This window comes from Flavobacterium ustbae (assembly GCF_003946915.1).
GTDB classification, from domain to species: domain Bacteria; phylum Bacteroidota; class Bacteroidia; order Flavobacteriales; family Flavobacteriaceae; genus Flavobacterium; species Flavobacterium ustbae.
In genome coordinates, this window is the sequence record NZ_RPOC01000008.1 from 40,344 (window position 1) to 57,234 (window position 16,891).

The 16,891-nt window shown below is 34.0% G+C and carries 12 protein-coding genes; 9 read left to right on the top strand and 3 right to left on the bottom strand.

What is annotated here, in order from left to right; all coding sequences use genetic code 11:
* Positions 1-88 precede the first annotated feature (88 nt).
* The 4 genes from metF to EG814_RS11795 all read left to right on the top strand — a co-directional run bounded on the left by metF (position 89) and on the right by EG814_RS11795 (position 4,737).
* Complete coding sequence (metF, locus tag EG814_RS11780; protein ID WP_125722134.1) at positions 89-1,045, top strand: methylenetetrahydrofolate reductase [NAD(P)H]; 957 nt, start codon at positions 89-91, stop codon at positions 1,043-1,045.
* A gap of 218 nt (positions 1,046-1,263) precedes the next feature.
* Positions 1,264-1,932: a class I SAM-dependent methyltransferase gene (locus EG814_RS11785; RefSeq protein WP_125722136.1), complete on the top strand. Its 669-nt coding sequence runs from the start codon at positions 1,264-1,266 to the stop codon at positions 1,930-1,932.
* Between the two features lie 77 nt (positions 1,933-2,009).
* Positions 2,010-3,233, top strand: coding sequence for a dicarboxylate/amino acid:cation symporter (locus tag EG814_RS11790; protein WP_125722138.1), 1,224 nt, complete (start codon positions 2,010-2,012; stop codon positions 3,231-3,233).
* Positions 3,234-3,336: 103 nt separating this feature from the next.
* The gene (locus EG814_RS11795) at positions 3,337-4,737 is read left to right on the top strand and encodes a pyridoxal phosphate-dependent decarboxylase family protein (protein ID WP_125722140.1); all 1,401 of its coding nucleotides are present in this window, start codon (positions 3,337-3,339) and stop codon (positions 4,735-4,737) included.
* A 92-nt stretch (positions 4,738-4,829) separates the two neighbouring features.
* Here the strand turns inward: EG814_RS11795 and EG814_RS11800 are convergent, their stop codons facing one another.
* Together EG814_RS11800 and gldA are read right to left on the bottom strand one after the other, a co-directional pair.
* On the bottom strand, positions 4,830-6,947 hold the full coding sequence (locus tag EG814_RS11800) for a TonB-dependent receptor domain-containing protein (RefSeq protein ID WP_125722142.1): 2,118 nt from the start codon (positions 6,945-6,947) through the stop codon (positions 4,830-4,832).
* 386 nt (positions 6,948-7,333) lie between these two features.
* Entirely contained in the window at positions 7,334-8,230 is an 897-nt protein-coding gene (gene gldA / locus EG814_RS11805) for a gliding motility-associated ABC transporter ATP-binding subunit GldA (RefSeq protein WP_125722144.1), read from the bottom strand.
* Positions 8,231-8,380: 150 nt separating this feature from the next.
* Here gldA and EG814_RS11810 point away from each other — a divergent pair, with 150 nt between their 5' ends.
* Complete coding sequence (locus EG814_RS11810; protein WP_125722146.1) at positions 8,381-8,962, top strand: outer membrane beta-barrel protein; 582 nt, start codon at positions 8,381-8,383, stop codon at positions 8,960-8,962.
* A 461-nt stretch (positions 8,963-9,423) separates the two neighbouring features.
* Here the strand turns inward: EG814_RS11810 and metE are convergent, their stop codons facing one another.
* A complete protein-coding gene (gene metE / locus EG814_RS11815) occupies positions 9,424-11,730 on the bottom strand; it encodes a 5-methyltetrahydropteroyltriglutamate--homocysteine S-methyltransferase (protein ID WP_125722148.1) in 2,307 nt (768 codons plus the stop codon).
* Positions 11,731-11,887: 157 nt separating this feature from the next.
* On the opposite strand from metE, the gene EG814_RS11820 reads away from it, so the two are divergent.
* The 4 genes from EG814_RS11820 (at position 11,888) to pflA (ending at position 16,858) form a co-directional block, all read left to right on the top strand.
* A complete protein-coding gene (locus EG814_RS11820; RefSeq protein ID WP_125722151.1) occupies positions 11,888-12,349 on the top strand; it encodes an Lrp/AsnC family transcriptional regulator in 462 nt (153 codons plus the stop codon).
* Between the two features lie 126 nt (positions 12,350-12,475).
* Positions 12,476-13,654 carry an L-lactate MFS transporter gene (locus EG814_RS11825; RefSeq protein ID WP_125722153.1) on the top strand — a complete coding sequence of 393 codons (1,179 nt, stop codon included), beginning with the start codon at positions 12,476-12,478 and terminating at the stop codon, positions 13,652-13,654.
* Between the two features lie 111 nt (positions 13,655-13,765).
* Positions 13,766-16,000, top strand: a complete 2,235-nt coding sequence (gene pflB, locus EG814_RS11830; RefSeq protein WP_125722155.1) for a formate C-acetyltransferase — start codon at positions 13,766-13,768, stop codon at positions 15,998-16,000.
* Between the two features lie 75 nt (positions 16,001-16,075).
* Positions 16,076-16,858, top strand: coding sequence for a pyruvate formate-lyase-activating protein (gene pflA / locus EG814_RS11835; RefSeq protein WP_125722157.1), 783 nt, complete (start codon positions 16,076-16,078; stop codon positions 16,856-16,858).
* Positions 16,859-16,891: the final 33 nt, after the last annotated feature.

Here is a 16,891-nt window from a genome sequence, read left to right on the forward strand (position 1 = left end):
ACAACAACTATTTGATTTAAGTTTTTTGATTTTAGATTTTTTACACAACAGACTCAAAACTCTTAACTCATAACTCATAACTTTAAGAATGAAAGTAACAGAACATATAGAAAACGCCAAAGGAAAAACATTATTCTCATTTGAAATTATTCCGCCTCAAAAGGGGAAAAGTATTCAGGAATTATACGATAATATCGATCCGTTAATGGAGTTCAATCCGCCGTTTATTGATGTAACGACTTCACGCGAAGAATATATTTACATCGACCGCGGTAATGGACTTTTGGATAAAAAACTGACTCGTATGCGTCCAGGAACGCTTGGAATTTGCGCTTCTATAAAACACAAATACAATGTTGACACGGTTCCGCATTTGCTTTGTGGCGGTTTTACCAAAGAAGAAACCGAATATATGCTGGTGGACTGTCATTATTTAGGAATTAATAACGTAATGGCGCTTCGAGGCGATGCTATGAAGGACGAACAGTCTTTTACGCCAAAAGCGGGTGGAAATCATTATGCGATTGATTTGGTAAAACAAATTAAAGATTTAAACTGTGGTCAATATCTGCACGAAGTAATAGATGCTGATAACAAAGCCGATTTCTGTATTGGAGTTGCAGGTTATCCGGAGAAACATTTAGAATCTCCGTCTTTGCAATCAGATTTAAAAAGATTAAAAGAAAAAGTGGATGCCGGAGCGGATTACGTAGTAACGCAAATGTTTTTTGACAATGCTAAATATTTTGTTTTCGTAGAAAAAGCAAGAGAAATGGGAATCACAATTCCGATCATTCCTGGAATTAAGCCAATTGCCGTTCAAAGACATTTACAAGTTTTACCGCAAATCTTCAGAATTGATTTACCCGAAGATCTAATCGATGCAGTAGATAAATGTAAAAACAACGCTGAAATCAAACAAGTCGGAATCGAATGGGCAATTCAGCAGTCATTAGAATTAAAAGCTGCCGGAGTTCCGTTTTTGCATTATTATTCAATGGGTAAATCGGAGAATATTCGTCAGATTGCGAGTCAGGTATTTTAGATTCTTAAATAAAAACGTTTCCCACGGTTGAAACCGTGGGCTATGTTGAAATGCGGAAAATAAGAATGTAAAAACATAGCTCAAGGTTTCAACCTTGGGTACACAATCCAAATCCGAAAGAGTCTGTCATTCGTGATTATTAATTGGAATTTGGATTTTTTTATTTGGAATTTCGTTCAAAGATTTTGTTTAATTTAGATGTTTAAAATTTTCATATCATGGAAAAAGAAGAATTACAAGCCATAGCCTCTCAATTAAAACATCCTTCTGGCGAAAAAGGAATTGAAATGGGAAATATGATGAACGAAACGAACATCAATATGACCAAACATTCTATTCAAAATCTAAATATTTCTGCAGCAAATAAAATTCTCGAACTAGGCCACGGAAACGCGGGACACGTTGAATTTTTATTTGAACAAGCCAAAGACTTAAAATATTACGGACTTGAAATGTCGGACTTGATGTTTCAGGAAGCGCGCAAAATTAACCGAAATTTTGTTTCTCAAAAACAAGCTTTCTTTTCGCTTTATGACGGTAATAAAATTCCGTTTGAAGATGAATCTTTTGAAAAAGTATTCACTGTAAATACCATTTATTTTTGGCAGCATCCAAAAGAATTGCTTTCAGAAATTTATAGGGTTTTAAAACCAAATGGTAATTTCTGTCTGACTTTTGCTGAAGAAGATTTCATGAAAAAACTGCCGTTTACGCAATTTGAGTTTGAACTTTACAGCACTAAAAAAGCGCAAGATTTAATTGGAAAATCTGATTTTAAAATTGTTTACACCGAAATGCAAACAGAAAAGGTAAAAAGCAAAACTGGCGAATTGGTCGATAGAGCTTTTACAACTATTGTCTTAGAAAAGTCTTTTAAATCATTTTAATCTGCTTGTTAATTTTGTAAGATAAATTTTATTTTAATTGTTTATTTTTGTTTTCGGAATTGTAATATTTTAAAATTATGGAAGTAAAAAAAATCAATTTTTTACAAAGTTACAGCAGTATTTTATGGCTTATCGGTGGCATTATAGCCGGTAGTATTCTTGGTTTAGTGTTTGGAGAAAAAGTGTTGGTAATAAAGCCAATTGGCGATATATTTCTGAACTTGCTTTTTACAGCGATTATTCCTTTGATTTTTTTCACGATCGGTTCATCGATTGCAAATTTGGAACAGAAAGAGAAACTCGGAAAATTATTTTTAATAATGATTTCGGTTTTCCTTTCGACGCTTTTGATTTCGGCAATCGTAATGATTTTTGCAGTCTATATTTTTCCAATTCATCAGGATATAGTTATTACTAAAGTTCCGTTTGAAAATATTCAATCAGGTTCTGTAGGCGAGCAGATTGCAAAGTTGGTTACAACAAACGATTTCTTCGAATTGTTGTCCAGAAAAAGCATGCTGGCGCTCATTATATTTTCATTCTTAATTGGATTTGCTACTTTGCAAGCTGGAGAAAAAGGGAATGCCTTCAAAAGCTTTTTGGATTCAGGAAACGAGGTGATGAAACAATTGCTGAATGTCATCATGAAACTTGCTCCAGTTGGTTTGGGAGCTTATTTTGCGTATCAGGTTGGTATTTTTGGGCCACAATTATTTGGCGTTTATGCCAAACCTATGGCAGTTTATTATGCAGCTTGTGTTTTCTATTTCTTTGTGTTTTTTAGTTTATATGCGATAATTGCTGGTGGAAAAAAAGCTTTCAAGGTTTTTTGGAATAATAATATTACGCCATCATTAACCGCTATTGGAACTTGCAGCAGTATTGCAACTATTCCGGCGAATCTGGACGCGGCAGAAAAAATGGGAATTCCGGCGCAGGTTCGAAATTTGGTAATTCCACTTGGCGCACCTTTGCATAAAGATGGTTCTAGTATGTCATCGATCTTAAAAATCACATTCTTGTTTGCCATGTTTGGAAAAGATTTTACAGAACCTTCAACAATTCTTTTGGCTTTAGGAATAACAGTTATAGTTTCTGTAGTCGAAGGAGGAATTCCGAATGGTGGTTACATAGGAGAAGTTTTGGCCATTACGGTCTATGGTTTTCCGATGGAACAAGCGCTTCCAGTTGCCATGATTTTAGGAACTTTGGTTGATCCGATTGCAACGCTGTTAAATGCAAACGGAGATGTAATTTCTTCGATGTTGGTGTCAAGATTCTCAGAAAAGACAAAGTGGTAGCCTCACTTTAAAAACACCTGAAACAATTAATTTAAATATATTTTCCTCTTATGTTAGGCTTCGACTTCGTTCAGTCAGACAAAGAGATCTAATATTATATAATATGAATTTAATACTACAGCAAGATCTCAATGATTTTGATATTATTTTAGAAAAAACAAAACAGCAGGGAATTGATTTTCTAAATGCTATCGAAAATATTCCCACTTCTAATACGTATACATTTGACACAAAAAGTGTTTTAAACGAATTAGGATTAGGTTCGATTGAAGCTTTAAAAGAGTTTAATGAAAGATTAGCGCCTTTGATGGTTTCTTCTTCAGGACCAAGATATTGGGGATTTGTTACGGGTGGTTCTACACCAGCTTCTATCGTTGGAGATTGGCTGACAGCTATTTATGATCAGAATACTCAGGCTGTAAAAGCGCAGGGCGGAGCATCGGCATTGGTAGAATTTGAAACCATCCATTTATTATTGCAGTTATTAGAACTTCCAGATGCATTTTTAGGCGGATTTGTTACAGGCGCTACAATGTCAAACTTTACTGCTCTTGGCGTTGCTAGACAATGGTATGGAGCGCAATTTGGAAAAGATTTTGCTAAAAATGGAATTTCAGAAACCATTAATATTCTAACAGCAACACCACATTCTTCTTCTATAAAATGTCTGTCGCTTTTAGGAATCGGAAGTCAGAATTACATCACTGTAAAAACCATGGAAGGCAATCGTGAAGCTCTGGATATGACAGATTTGGAAGAAAATATCAAGAAATTAAACGGAAAACCTTTTATCCTTATTTCAAGCGCAGGAACTGTAAATACTGCCGATTTTGATGATTTTGAAGCGATTGCAAGTTTGAGAGAAAAATATAATTTTTGGTGGCATATTGACGGAGCTTTCGGCGGATTTGCGGCCGTTTCTAACAAATACAAACATCTGGTAAAAGGGTGGGATGGAGCAGACAGTATTACGATTGACTGTCATAAATGGCTAAATGTGCCTTATGAAAGCGCTTTCTTTTTAATTAAAAAAGAACATATAAATCTACAGATAGAAACGTTTCAGAATTCGAACGCGCCCTATTTGGGAAATCCTTTGGAGAATTTTAATTATTTAAATGTGCTTCCGGAAAATTCTCGCCGTCTTCGAGCGCTGCCAGCATGGTTTTCGCTTAAAGCGTACGGAAAAGAAGGTTTTAGAGATATAATGGAGAATAGTACGGCATTGGCTTTACATTTTGGAAATGCTTTAATAGAAAATGATTTTGAGCTTTTAGCACCAATTCGTTTAAATAATGTTTGCTTTACGCTGAAAGGTGAACACAATCAGGAAAAAGTTGCTCCATTTTTATCTGCCTTGAATGATACTGGAAAAGTATTTATGACTCCAACCGTTTACCAAAATAAGAAAGGAATTAGAGCTTCTTTTGTAAATTGGCGTACAACTGAAAATGATGTGAAACTTGTAATTCAGGAAATGCGAGAAGTGCTTTCAAAAATATAAACTCTATAAATGTAGAAGAGCCTGTTTGAAGGAACAGGCTCTTGACTAACACAAAAAAAAAACAAAAAACAAGGTATTTAAAGAACGAAACTTTATATGCGGTATGTAAATGCAATCGTCGCAATGCGATTGTCTAGATCGTATTTTTTATCAATAGCCGTTTGCGCAACTACAGATTTGATGTAGAAATTATTGGTATTGAAAACATCGGTAAAATTGAGTTTAATGCTTCCTTTTTTAGCTAAAACCTGTTTTGAAACTCCGATGCTAAAATCAAAGAAACCATCTCTTTGGTAAATACCAAGATTAGATTTGGACTGGTATTGTGCATTTCCTTCAGCTTTCAAGGTTTCTGTAATGGTAAAAGAATTTTGAACGCTTACATTAAGGGTCATTATAGGATCAATTGTATTGCTGTTTAAAATGTCTGCCATAAATTTATTCTCAAAAACATTGAATAAAGTGTTTACAGACCACCATTTGTTTAATTCAGCGGTGTTGGTGATATTAATTCCGTAATTGTACGATTTGTCAACATTTATTTGAGTTGTAACGGTCGTATTGGTGTTTGGATTATAGTTATACACTTCCGTAAAAACATCTTTGGTGCTATTAAAATAAACAGAAGCCATAAAATTGCTTTTCCAAGCATAACCAATTTCCATTGCGTGCGTAATCTCAGGAATCAAATTTGGATTTCCCTGCGAATAATTGAATGAGTCATCGTAAAAACGAAACGGATTCAAATCAAATTGACTTGGTCTGTTGATTCTTTTACTGTAAGAAGCATGTGCAGCATGATTGCTGGTAAATTCATATTTTAAAGAAAGACTCGGAAACCATTTTAGATAATCATCTTTATGTTCTTCGTTTAGCGTTTTCTGGTCAATGTTGATTGCAGTATACTCACTTCTTAAACCAACCTGAATATTCAGTTTTTCTAGCTGATATTTATAATTCGCATAAGCGGCATAAATCTGTTCATTATATTCAAAATGATTGGTCGAATTAGGGTCGATTTGCCATTGATTATTTTCATAATACTCATAAACAGAAGGATTGTCATTATTCTTGAGACTTCCTTTAAAACCCCATTCAATAGATTGTTTTTCCTTAAACGGATTTATAAAGTCTACTTTTCCTGTAAAGACTTTCAATTGCGACGGAATAAACCCTCTGCGGTCATTTACAATAGTAGAATTTGCAGTATTATTGGCACTTTGAAATTGATTAGATTTAAACTTAGACGTTTCATATTCAAAATCAAAATTCATATTTTTCCCTTCCTCATTAAATTTATGCGTACCAGAAAAAGCATATGTATAATCATTCCATTTTTCTTTGCTGTCGTTATACGTCAAAGCATCAAAAATAGGCTGATTTGTTGTGTTAAAAACCGTATTGGTTCCGTTGGCCATGTTTTCATAGCGTCCGATTTTAGCATCGACATAAAACTCCAAATTAGTTTTAGGAGAAACTTCATATTGAGTTCCAATTTTGAAGTTATTAGAAGTCAGAGGTTCATCTGTAATTGAGGTCTGATGATTTTTGCTCTCAATTTCCTGACGTGTTAAATTGGTATATTGCGTTTGGTTGAACTCTTTATGCTCTTCTTCGCCACGGAAAGTATAACTATAATTTCCGAAAACGCCCCATTTATCTTTATTATAATTTAAATTAAAACCAGAATTGGTTCTGTTTTTTCGGCCTCTTCCGTAACTCGCAAATGCAGTGCCTTTTAGACCAGAAGAGTTTGGTTTTTTTAGAATAATATTAATGATACCCGCTTTTCCTGCGGCATCATATTTAGAAGAAGGATTGGTAATCACTTCAATTTGTTTAATATTTGATGAGGTTGTAGCTTTTAGATAATTAGCCAATTCTTTTTGAGAAAGCTGTGTCAATTTACCATTTATCATTACGGCAACTCCTTGCTGTCCGCGAATAGATAAATCGCCATCTTGAGATACTACAACGCCAGGCGCACGCGATAAAACATCAAGAGCTGTTCCGCCTTCAGAAACGATGCTGTTTTCTACATTAAAAACAAGACGATCTGATTTTTGTGTGTAAAGTACTTTCTTTTTACTAATCACAATTTCATCTAAAGCATTTATAGTTGTTTCAACAATACTGTCGGTTTCTTTTTCTGTTTGAGAATATCCATATACCGAAAAAGCAAGCATTATGGAGGTTATAATATTTTTCATGCTATTTTAAATTTGGCGATTCTAACCGAGGCTAGAATATAATCTTGTAATTTTTAAATCAGAATTTATTGCAGTACAATTTGTTCTAATTTGTCTGAAAACCTTTTTTGAAGATTTATCGCTTGATTTGAAACAGCTGAAATAAGTTTTTTTAGAATAAGGAGTGTACGTAACATACCGTGGCATTTAAATTTGATTTGCCAAATATAATATTATTTATAACAAGTCTAAATAAAAATAATGAATATTTTTTGAAAAAAAGATAATTGACTGATTTATAAGGAAAAGAATGAAAAGAAAAATTAAAAAGCGGTTTGTTTTGAGCGCAAAACAAACCGCTTTTTAATAAAAGACTTAAAATCTAAAAAGCTTAGTAACTTAGAACCTTACTTTGTAATTTCTCTAAACACTGCTTCTAGATTTTTATTTTTCTGATTCAATTGTAGTGTTTTTAATCCATTCTCGTTGGCAAAATCAAAAATAGCTGGTCGCATATCTTTTTCGGTAATAAAAGTCAGCTCCCATGTCATGTCATGAGTATTTACGTACGAAGAAATATTTTCGAGTTTTGCCAAAAGCTGTTCTTCAACCTTGTAATCGAACTCAACTTCAATAACTTGCTCTTTATTGGCAGTAACCAAATGGTCTAATTTATTGTCAGCAACAATTTGTCCTTTGTCTATAATTATGACACGATCACAAATTGCTTCTACTTCCTGCATGATGTGTGTAGATAAAAATACTGTTTTATTTTTTCCAGCATTTTTAATCACATTACGAATTTCCATTAACTGATTAGGATCCAGTCCGGTAGTTGGTTCGTCCAAAATTAAAACTTCTGGATCGTGAAGCAAAGCATTTGCCAATCCAACGCGTTGGCGATATCCTTTAGAGAGCTGTCCAATTTTTTTATGGCTTTCTGGTGTCAGTCCTGTCAGTTGAATTACCTCTTCAATTCTAGATTTTGGCACGTTATAAACATCGGCATTAAATGCCAAATACTCACGAACATACAAATCCAAATACAACGGATTATGTTCTGGCAAATACCCAATCGAACGCTGAACTTCCTTTTGATTCGTCATGACATCGTGACTGTTTACAAGGGCCGAACCTTCATCTGCCAATAAATAAGTAGTCAAAATTTTCATTAAAGTAGATTTTCCTGCTCCGTTTGGACCTAAAAATCCAACAATTTCTCCTTTCTTAATAGAAAATGAAATTGAGTTTAATGCTTTTTGTGTTCCGTAACTTTTTGATATGTTGTTTACTTCTATCGACATGGACTTTTTATTTGCTACAAAAGTAATTAGAAATCCTTTCGATTGCTAAATTTTGGCTTTTAAAGTATTTCTTAAAAAAAAACACAAAATCCCCAATTCACGGCATTGTTGTTGTTAAAGGAAACATAAATTTTAAATAAAACCCCAAAAATGAAAAAAATCTTAGTGATGGCTGCTTTAGCTATCTGCAGTTTTGCAAACGCACAAAAAGGTACAGTTTTAGTAGGTGGAAACATCGGATACACTTCTGAAAAATCAGAATTCAGATTTAGTGAAGCTAAAGCAAGTACATTTACTTTTTCTCCTAAAGTAGGTTACCAATTTCACGAAAACTGGACTGTTGGAGGTGAACTTTCTCTTAGCTCATCTGATGTTGATAATGCAGATGTAAAACGTAAAGACAACAAATTTAGAACAGGAGGTTTTGTACGTTATACAAAAGGAATAAGCCAGACTTTTTCTGTTTTTGCAGATATGGGAGTTGGTTTCCAAACTGAAAAAAACAAAATTTATACTAACGGAAACAGTTATGTAAGATATAAAGGAAATGGTGCGTACGTAGATGTAACTCCAGCACTTTTTATTAACATGAAAAAAGGTTTTGGTCTTAACTTCAGTATTGGTGGTTTAGGATACGAAACATTAAGCTTTGATGATAATGGAGAAGATTATAGTAATTTCTACTTTAATTTCGGTAAAACAGTAAATATCGGAATCTCTAAAAACTTTTAATCTTTAGGTTATTATATTCAATTTCAGAAAGCACTCCACCTGGAGTGCTTTTTTTATGCATAATATTATATTAGACGGTAGCTTTTTAAAATCAAAAAATTTATAATCGGTTTGTTTTCATGTGTAGGAGTATTTTATATTTTTTAAGAAAAAATTTACAAGAAAATTAATCTTATTGAGATACTTTAAAACTTTTTGGAGCCTATTTTGTCTTTTTGTAAGCACTATTTTTACGCATCAAAATTATTAAATCAAATAGCCATGAGAATTAGAAATGTTGAAAAAGAAGAAATAAGTAGAGAGAGTTTGATTACCAAAGTGATATGGTTTGTTTTAGGATTTATAGTTTCCTTTATTCTTTGTAAACTTTAAAAATAATGCCAACAGAAGTGAAACCGAAACAAATCATAACTAAATTCGGCCTCACTTGTTGGCATAAAAATAATATAAAGATATAATGTTTAAATAGCTTCTCTCATTTTCTGAGCTGCAGCTACCATTTCAATTAATGCTTTTTTGGTTTCGTCCCAATGGCGGGTTTTTAAACCGCAATCTGGATTTACCCATAATTGATCTACAGGAATTACGTCTGACGCTTTTTCTAATAAACGAACCATTTCGGCACTAGAAGGAACTCGTGGAGAGTGAATATCATAAACTCCAGGACCAATTTCGTTTGGATATTTAAAGTTGGCAAAAGCATCTAGAAGTTCCATTTGCGAGCGCGAACATTCAATCGTGATAACATCGGCATCCATGTCGGCAATATTCTGAATGATATCGTTGAATTCGCTGTAACACATATGCGTATGAATTTGCGTTTCATCGTTTACACCGCTGGCAGAAATTCGGAAAGCTCGAACGGCCCAATCCAGATATTTGGCCCATTCTTCTTTTCTCAATGGCAGACCTTCACGAATAGCCGGCTCATCAATCTGAATGATTTTAATTCCTGCTTTTTCCAGATCAACAACTTCATCACGAATCGCCAAAGCAATCTGCGTACAAGTCTCAGAACGAGGCTGATCGTTACGAACAAATGACCATTGCAAGATTGTTACAGGGCCTGTCAGCATTCCTTTTACCCATTTTTGAGTCAACGATTGTGCGTATTTCGACCATTTTACCGTCATCGGATTTGGTCTTGAAACATCTCCATAAATAACAGGAGGCTTTACACAACGGCTTCCGTAGCTCTGAACCCAGCCATTTTTGGTAAAAGTAAATCCGTCCAGTTGTTCGCCAAAATATTCCACCATGTCGTTGCGTTCAAACTCGCCATGAACCAAAACATCGATTCCAGTTTCTTCCTGAAAACGAATCGTAGCTTCGGTTTCTTTTTCGATTAAATCATTGTATTCTTTGCGTGTTAATTCGCCTTTTTTAAATTTAGCTCTCCAGCTTCTCACTTCAGCCGTTTGAGGAAAAGATCCAATTGTTGTAGTGGGAAACAAAGGCAATTTTAATGCTTCAACCTGGCTTTTTCTTCTTGTAGCAAAAATACTTTTACGTTTATCATCAGAAGCTTTGATTCCTGCAACACGAGCTTTAACTTCATTATTATGAATTAATTTTGAGGTTTTACGATTTTCATTTGCAATTACATTTCGTTCGTAATCAACAGAATTTTTAATGTCAATTTCGTTTGATGCGAATTGTTTTAAAAGTACAATTTCGTTGATCTTTTGTTTAGCAAATGCCAACCATTGTTTGATTTCAGGAGTTAATGTCTCATCATTTGTTTCCAGATCCAAATCACACGGACTGTGAATTAAAGAACATGAAGGCGCAATCAAAATTTGGCTTTCGCCTAAAGCATCAGTCGCTTTTTTGATTAATTCTAACGATTTTTTGAAATCATTTTTCCAAATATTTCTTCCGTCAACCACTCCAAGAGATAAATTTACGTTTTCGGCCAGTTTTCCTGACTCTAAAATATCATCTAACTGAAGCGGACAACGAACTAAATCTAAATGAAAAGTATTAACCGGTAAAGCCAAAGCGGTTTCCAGATTTTCTCCAAAACAATCAAAATAATTGGCTAATATAATTTTAAGTTTCGGGAAACGTTTATTGATTTCATTGTACACTTTCGTGAAAGCGCCTCTTTCTGAATCAGTCAAATTTAATGCTAAAAACGGTTCGTCAAACTGAATATATTCAGCATTTTCGGTTTGTAATTTTTCTAAAATCTCAAAATAAACAGGAAGTAAATTATCAAGAAGATCAATTCGGTGAAAACCTTCTTCTTTTTCTTTACCTAATAATAAATAGGAAACAGGACCAATTAAAACCGGTTTAGTCTTAATTCCTAACTCGTTAGCTTCTTTAAATTCGGTAATTATTTTTTCAGAAAACAATTCAAACTTTTGGTTCTTTGTAAATTCAGGAACAATATAATGGTAATTGGTGTCAAACCATTTAGTCATTTCCATTGCCACAACATCCTGACCTTCTTTTTGAGAGCCTCTTGCCATAGCAAAATACAAATCTAGTGGCGAATTATTTTTTGCTAATTCCTGATAACGTGCAGGAATTGCTCCGAGGGCTAGAGTTAAATCTAAAACTTGATCGTAAAAAGAAAAATCATTAGAAGGAATTAAGTCAACTCCTGTTTCAGATTGTAATTTCCAGTTTTTAAGACGAATCTCTTTTCCGGTTTCTAAAAGTTCCTCTGCCGAAATTTTTCCAGCCCAATACAATTCAGATGCTTTTTTAAGTTCTCTGTTGCTTCCAATTCTTGGGTAACCTAAATTGTTTGTTTTCATTTTTGATTCAGTATTTTTTACTGAACAAATTTACGTTCTTGGTTTTTATAACTTATATTTGATCTTTATTTCAGTAAAATATATTTTTAAAATTGCTTTTTAAAGATTTAATTACTTTTAAAAAATTAAAAACGAACTTTTAGCCGTAAAAAAAACTATGGAAAATCTAGATAAAACCGATTTATTGATCTTAAAACACCTTCAAGAAAACTCCAATATTAATACAAAAGATCTGGCAAGTAAATTATTTCTAACGGTAACTCCGGTTTATGAAAGAATAAAACGATTGGAAAGAGACGGATACATTACTAAATATGTGGCGCTTTTGGATAAGAAAAAAATGAACCGCGGCATGACCGTTTTTTGTAATGTCCGATTAAAAGAACACGCTAAAAATGTGGGGAGCAATTTTGTAAAAGACATTGTGGCGCTTCCAGAAATTATAGAATGTTACAATATAGCGGGCGATTACGATTTTATGCTAAAGATTTTGGTTCAAGATATGGAGCGTTATCAGGATTTTGTAATGAACAAATTATCTACAATCGAAAACATCGGAAACACCAACAGTATTTTTGTAATGGGAGAAATAAAACACAGCACAGCCTTAGAGTTTTAGCCTTTTATTTGATGTAAATCGATTTCGTAAGTTTTTTAATTTTTATCTGAAAACAAGATAAAAATCACATTTTTTATAAATCGCCACTTATACATTTGTTAGCACCACAAATAAATGTATGATTTTATGAAAACAAAAAATAAATGGATAGTGGCGCTGGCCGGAATGTTTTTGCAATTATCCATAGGTTCTATCTACGCTTATAGCGTTTGGATAAATCCTATTTCTACCTTAAATGGCTGGAACAGCAGCCAGCTTAAACTTTCGTTTAGTTTAGCAATTTGTTTTTTAGGACTTACGGCTGCTTTTATGCAAAAGTTTGTTCAGAAAATTGGACCTAAAAAAGCCGGTTTACTTGCTGCTCTTTTTTTTGGCATTGGACTACTAGGAAGCGGATTTGCCATCTCTGCCCAATCACTATTTCTATTTTATCTTTTTTATGGCGTAATAAGCGGTATAGGTTTGGGATTTGGATATATAACACCGGTTTCGATTGTAGTAAAATGGTTTCCAGAAAAACCCGGATTTGCCAGCGGATTAGTAATCATGTCCTTTGCTATTGGATCAATAATTGCGTCGAGGCTTATTTTGCCTTTGGTTGCATCGTTTGGAGTTTCAGGAACCTTTTATGTTTTAGGAACTGCTTATTTTCTGATTATGATTTTGGCTTCGCTTTTCCTTTCTTTACCCGTTTCTAATGCTGAAATAGAAAATTTATCGGTAAAAAAATCTTCTATCCCTTTAAAAGAACTATTGTCAGATGTTCGCTTTTACAGTCTTTGGTTATTTTTATTTCTAAATACAACCTGCGGAATCGCTTTAATATCAATAGCTGCACCGATGGCAAAAGATATTATTCATATTAATGATAGTCAGGCAATAAATTTTGTTGGCTTTATTGGTTTTTTTAACGGATTCGGGCGTTTGTTCTGGTCAAGTATTTCAGATAAAATTGGTAGATGGTCTACCTTCTTTTTATTCTTTGTTATAGGAATATGCTGTTTTCTGATTCTTAGCCAGACACAAAATTCATTTTTATTTCAGGCATTAGTTTTTATAATTATAAGTTGTTACGGCGGAGCATTTGCTACAATGCCAGCTTTTGTAAAAGATGTTTACGGGGCAGATAAAATGAGCGCACCTTTTGGTATTATTCTAATAGCTTGGTCCGTTGCAGCATTTGCGGGGCCTGGCATAATTTCGCTAACTACAGATTATAGTCTTATTTTTTATTTGTTTGCGGCTTTATTAGGTTTTGCGGGAATGTTTTGCTTATTCATAAAAACAAAAGTAATTTACCGATAACGATTGCGTTTTTTGTAAAAAATATACGCGTTTTCTGACTATTATCATGTTTTTTTGTAATTGTTATATCGAAATTTGATTACAAATAAATCTATTAAACCCAATTGTGTTATGAAAGCAAGTGTTGAAAAAATGGAATTTGCACCCGGCAAATGGCAAACATCGGTAAATGTTCAGGATTTTGTAATAAAAAATATTACGCCTTATAATGGAGACGCATCTTTTTTATCAGGACCATCAGCAAAAACTACCAACTTGTGGAATATCTGTAAAGAATCTCTCTTAAAAGAAAGAGCCAACAACGGATGTTTAGCAATAGATGTAGAAACAATCTCAAGTATAAACGCATTCAAACCAGGCTATATTAATAAAGAAGATGAAGTTATTGTAGGTCTGCAAACCGATCAGTTGCTAAAAAGAGCGATGAAACCTTTTGGCGGAATCAAACTGGTAGAATCTGCCGTAAAAGAAAGAGGATTACAAGTTTCTGATCGTGTATTGGATATTTTTAATTATGCTAAAAACCATAACGAAAAAGTCTTTGACGCTTATGATAAAGAAATCAGAGATTATCGTTCTAAACATATCCTGACAGGTTTGCCAGATAATTATGCGCGTGGCCGTATTATTGGAGATTTCCGTCGCGTGGCTTTATATGGAATTGATCAGTTAATCAAATTTAAGAGAGAAGATCACGTTAAAGTTGACGGAGAAATGAACGAGCATAAAGTTCGTTTGCGGGAAGAAATTTCGGCTCAAATTAGTGCTTTGCAGGATATGCTTATCATGGCAGAAGATTATGGTTTTGATATTTCTCAACCGGCTCAAAATGCAAAAGAAGCTGTTCAATGGGTTTATTTTGCTTATCTAGCTGCTGTAAAAGAACAAGATGGAGCGGCAATGTCATTGGGTAATGTTTCTTCTTTCCTAGATATTTATATTGATAGAGATCTTAAAGAAGGATTAATTACAGAAGATGAAGCGCAGGAACTGGTAGATCAGTTTGTAATGAAGCTAAGAATGGTTCGCCATTTAAGACCAGGCGCTTATGATGAAATATTTGGAGGAGATCCAACTTGGGTAACAGAGTGTATAGGAGGAATGTTTAATGATGGCAGAACAAAAGTGACTAAAACGTCATTTAGATTCCTTCAAACTTTATATAATCTTGGAGCATCGCCAGAACCAAATTTAACGGTTCTGTGGTCTGGTGATCTTCCAGATGGTTTCAAAAGTTTTTGTGCAAAGGTTTCTATTGATACTTCTTCTATCCAATATGAAAATGATGATTTAATGAGAACCAATAGAGGTTCAGATGATTACGGAATTGCATGTTGTGTGTCTCATCAGGAAATTGGTAAATCTATTCAACATTTTGGAGCACGTGCTAATTTGCCAAAAGCATTGTTAATTGCTTTGAATGGAGGTAGAGAAGAACGTGGAGGAGCATTAATTATGAAAGATATTCCGTTTATAAATGATGAAATATTAGATTATGATGTGGTAATCAATGCTTTCAAGACTTCTATGAAAGAAGTAGCAAGAGTTTATGCTAAATCGATGTACATTATTCATTATATGCACGATAAGTATTATTATGAAAGAGCTCAAATGGCATTGATCGATTCTGATCCGCATATTGATATTGCTTATGGAGCAGCAGGGATTTCGATTATTGCCGATTCATTATCAGCAATAAAATATGCTAAAGTAAAACCGATTAGAGACGAAAATGGACTAACAGTTGACTTTAATATTGAAGGCGATTATCCTAAATTTGGAAACGATGATGATAGAGTAGATTCTATTGCTCAGGAAATTACATCTTTCTTTATAAATGAATTGCGAAAACACCAAGCTTACAAAAATGCAACGCCAACGCTTTCATTATTAACGATTACTTCAAATGTAATGTACGGAACAAATACCGGCGCAACCCCAGACGGGCGTAAAGAAGGAGAATCGTTTGCTCCGGGTGCCAACCCAATGCATGGTCGTGATTCTAGTGGAGCTATTGCGTCATTAAATTCTGTTGCAAAACTAAGTTATAACGATGCTCAGGATGGTATTTCGAATACTTTTTCTATGATTCCGAAATCATTGGGAGATACCAGAGAAGAGCAGGTAACCAATTTAGTAAATGTATTAAGCGGTTATTTTAAGCAAATGGCACATCATTTAAATGTAAACGTTTTAAATCGCGAAACGCTTCAAGATGCTTATAACCACCCTGAAAATCATCCTCAACTAACGATAAGAGTTTCAGGTTATGCAGTTAATTTTGTTAGGTTATCGAGAGCGCATCAGCTTGAAGTTATTGCACGTACTTTTCATGAAGCAATGTAAAAAAGGCCAATTGTAACATGAAGACGAGGCTGGCTAATAAAAGCCAGCCTTTTTTTAATTTTTATTCAACACAAAATGTATTTTCCATTACAAGATATTGAAGCTGTTAAATTAAACATTGACGATCCGGATCATTTAAGAATCCATTCGCTCGAAACCTTTGGTACTCATGACGGACCCGGAATAAGAATGGTTGTATTTGTACAGGGATGTCAGTTTAGATGTTTATATTGCCAAAACCCAGACACTTTAGATGTTAAAGGAGGGTCTTTGGTCGAAATAGAAGAATTGGTGCAAAGAGCAATCCGTCAGAAAAATTATTTTGGAACAACGGGTGGTGTAACCGTTTCAGGAGGCGAACCTTTGCTTCAGAGAAATAAATTAATTCATTTTTTTAAACGTTTACACGAAGAAGGAATAAATACTTGCCTCGATACCAATGGAAGGCTTAATAATCATCAGGCACAAGAGCTTTTTGATAATACAGATATTTTATTATTAGATGTAAAACATATCAACGACGAGATCCATCATAAATTAACAGGACTAACCAATAAAAATACGTTAGAAGTTGCAGCGTATAGAGAATCTACCGGAAAACCCATGTGGTTACGATATGTTTTAGTTCCAGGCTGGACAGATCAACCCGAATATCTGGAAGAATGGGGACAATATTTCAGCAATTATAAAACTGTCGAACGTGTAGAAATTATTCCGTTTCATCAGCTTGGTTCTCAAAAATGGGAACTGTTGAAAATGCCATATTCATTAAAAGATACTTCTGCCCCAACTACAGAAAGTAAAGAAAAAGCTTTGCAGATTTTCAATAAATACTTCAAAAATGTAATCTTGAAGTAGAGAACTGAGTTTAATTTTACTGCACAACTGTTT

Coding starts and splice junctions, on each gene's coding strand:
- EG814_RS11825 (WP_125722153.1), top strand. CDS start 12,476: ATGAAAACAAAAAATAAATGGATAGTGGCGCTGGCCGGAATGTTTTTG.
- metE (WP_125722148.1), bottom strand. CDS start 11,730: ATGAAAACAAACAATTTAGGTTACCCAAGAATTGGAAGCAACAGAGAA.
- metF (WP_125722134.1), top strand. CDS start 89: ATGAAAGTAACAGAACATATAGAAAACGCCAAAGGAAAAACATTATTC.
- EG814_RS11800 (WP_125722142.1), bottom strand. CDS start 6,947: ATGAAAAATATTATAACCTCCATAATGCTTGCTTTTTCGGTATATGGA.
- pflB (WP_125722155.1), top strand. CDS start 13,766: ATGAAAGCAAGTGTTGAAAAAATGGAATTTGCACCCGGCAAATGGCAA.
- EG814_RS11795 (WP_125722140.1), top strand. CDS start 3,337: ATGAATTTAATACTACAGCAAGATCTCAATGATTTTGATATTATTTTA.
- gldA (WP_125722144.1), bottom strand. CDS start 8,230: ATGTCGATAGAAGTAAACAACATATCAAAAAGTTACGGAACACAAAAA.
- EG814_RS11785 (WP_125722136.1), top strand. CDS start 1,264: ATGGAAAAAGAAGAATTACAAGCCATAGCCTCTCAATTAAAACATCCT.
- EG814_RS11810 (WP_125722146.1), top strand. CDS start 8,381: ATGAAAAAAATCTTAGTGATGGCTGCTTTAGCTATCTGCAGTTTTGCA.
- EG814_RS11790 (WP_125722138.1), top strand. CDS start 2,010: ATGGAAGTAAAAAAAATCAATTTTTTACAAAGTTACAGCAGTATTTTA.
- EG814_RS11820 (WP_125722151.1), top strand. CDS start 11,888: ATGGAAAATCTAGATAAAACCGATTTATTGATCTTAAAACACCTTCAA.
- pflA (WP_125722157.1), top strand. CDS start 16,076: ATGTATTTTCCATTACAAGATATTGAAGCTGTTAAATTAAACATTGAC.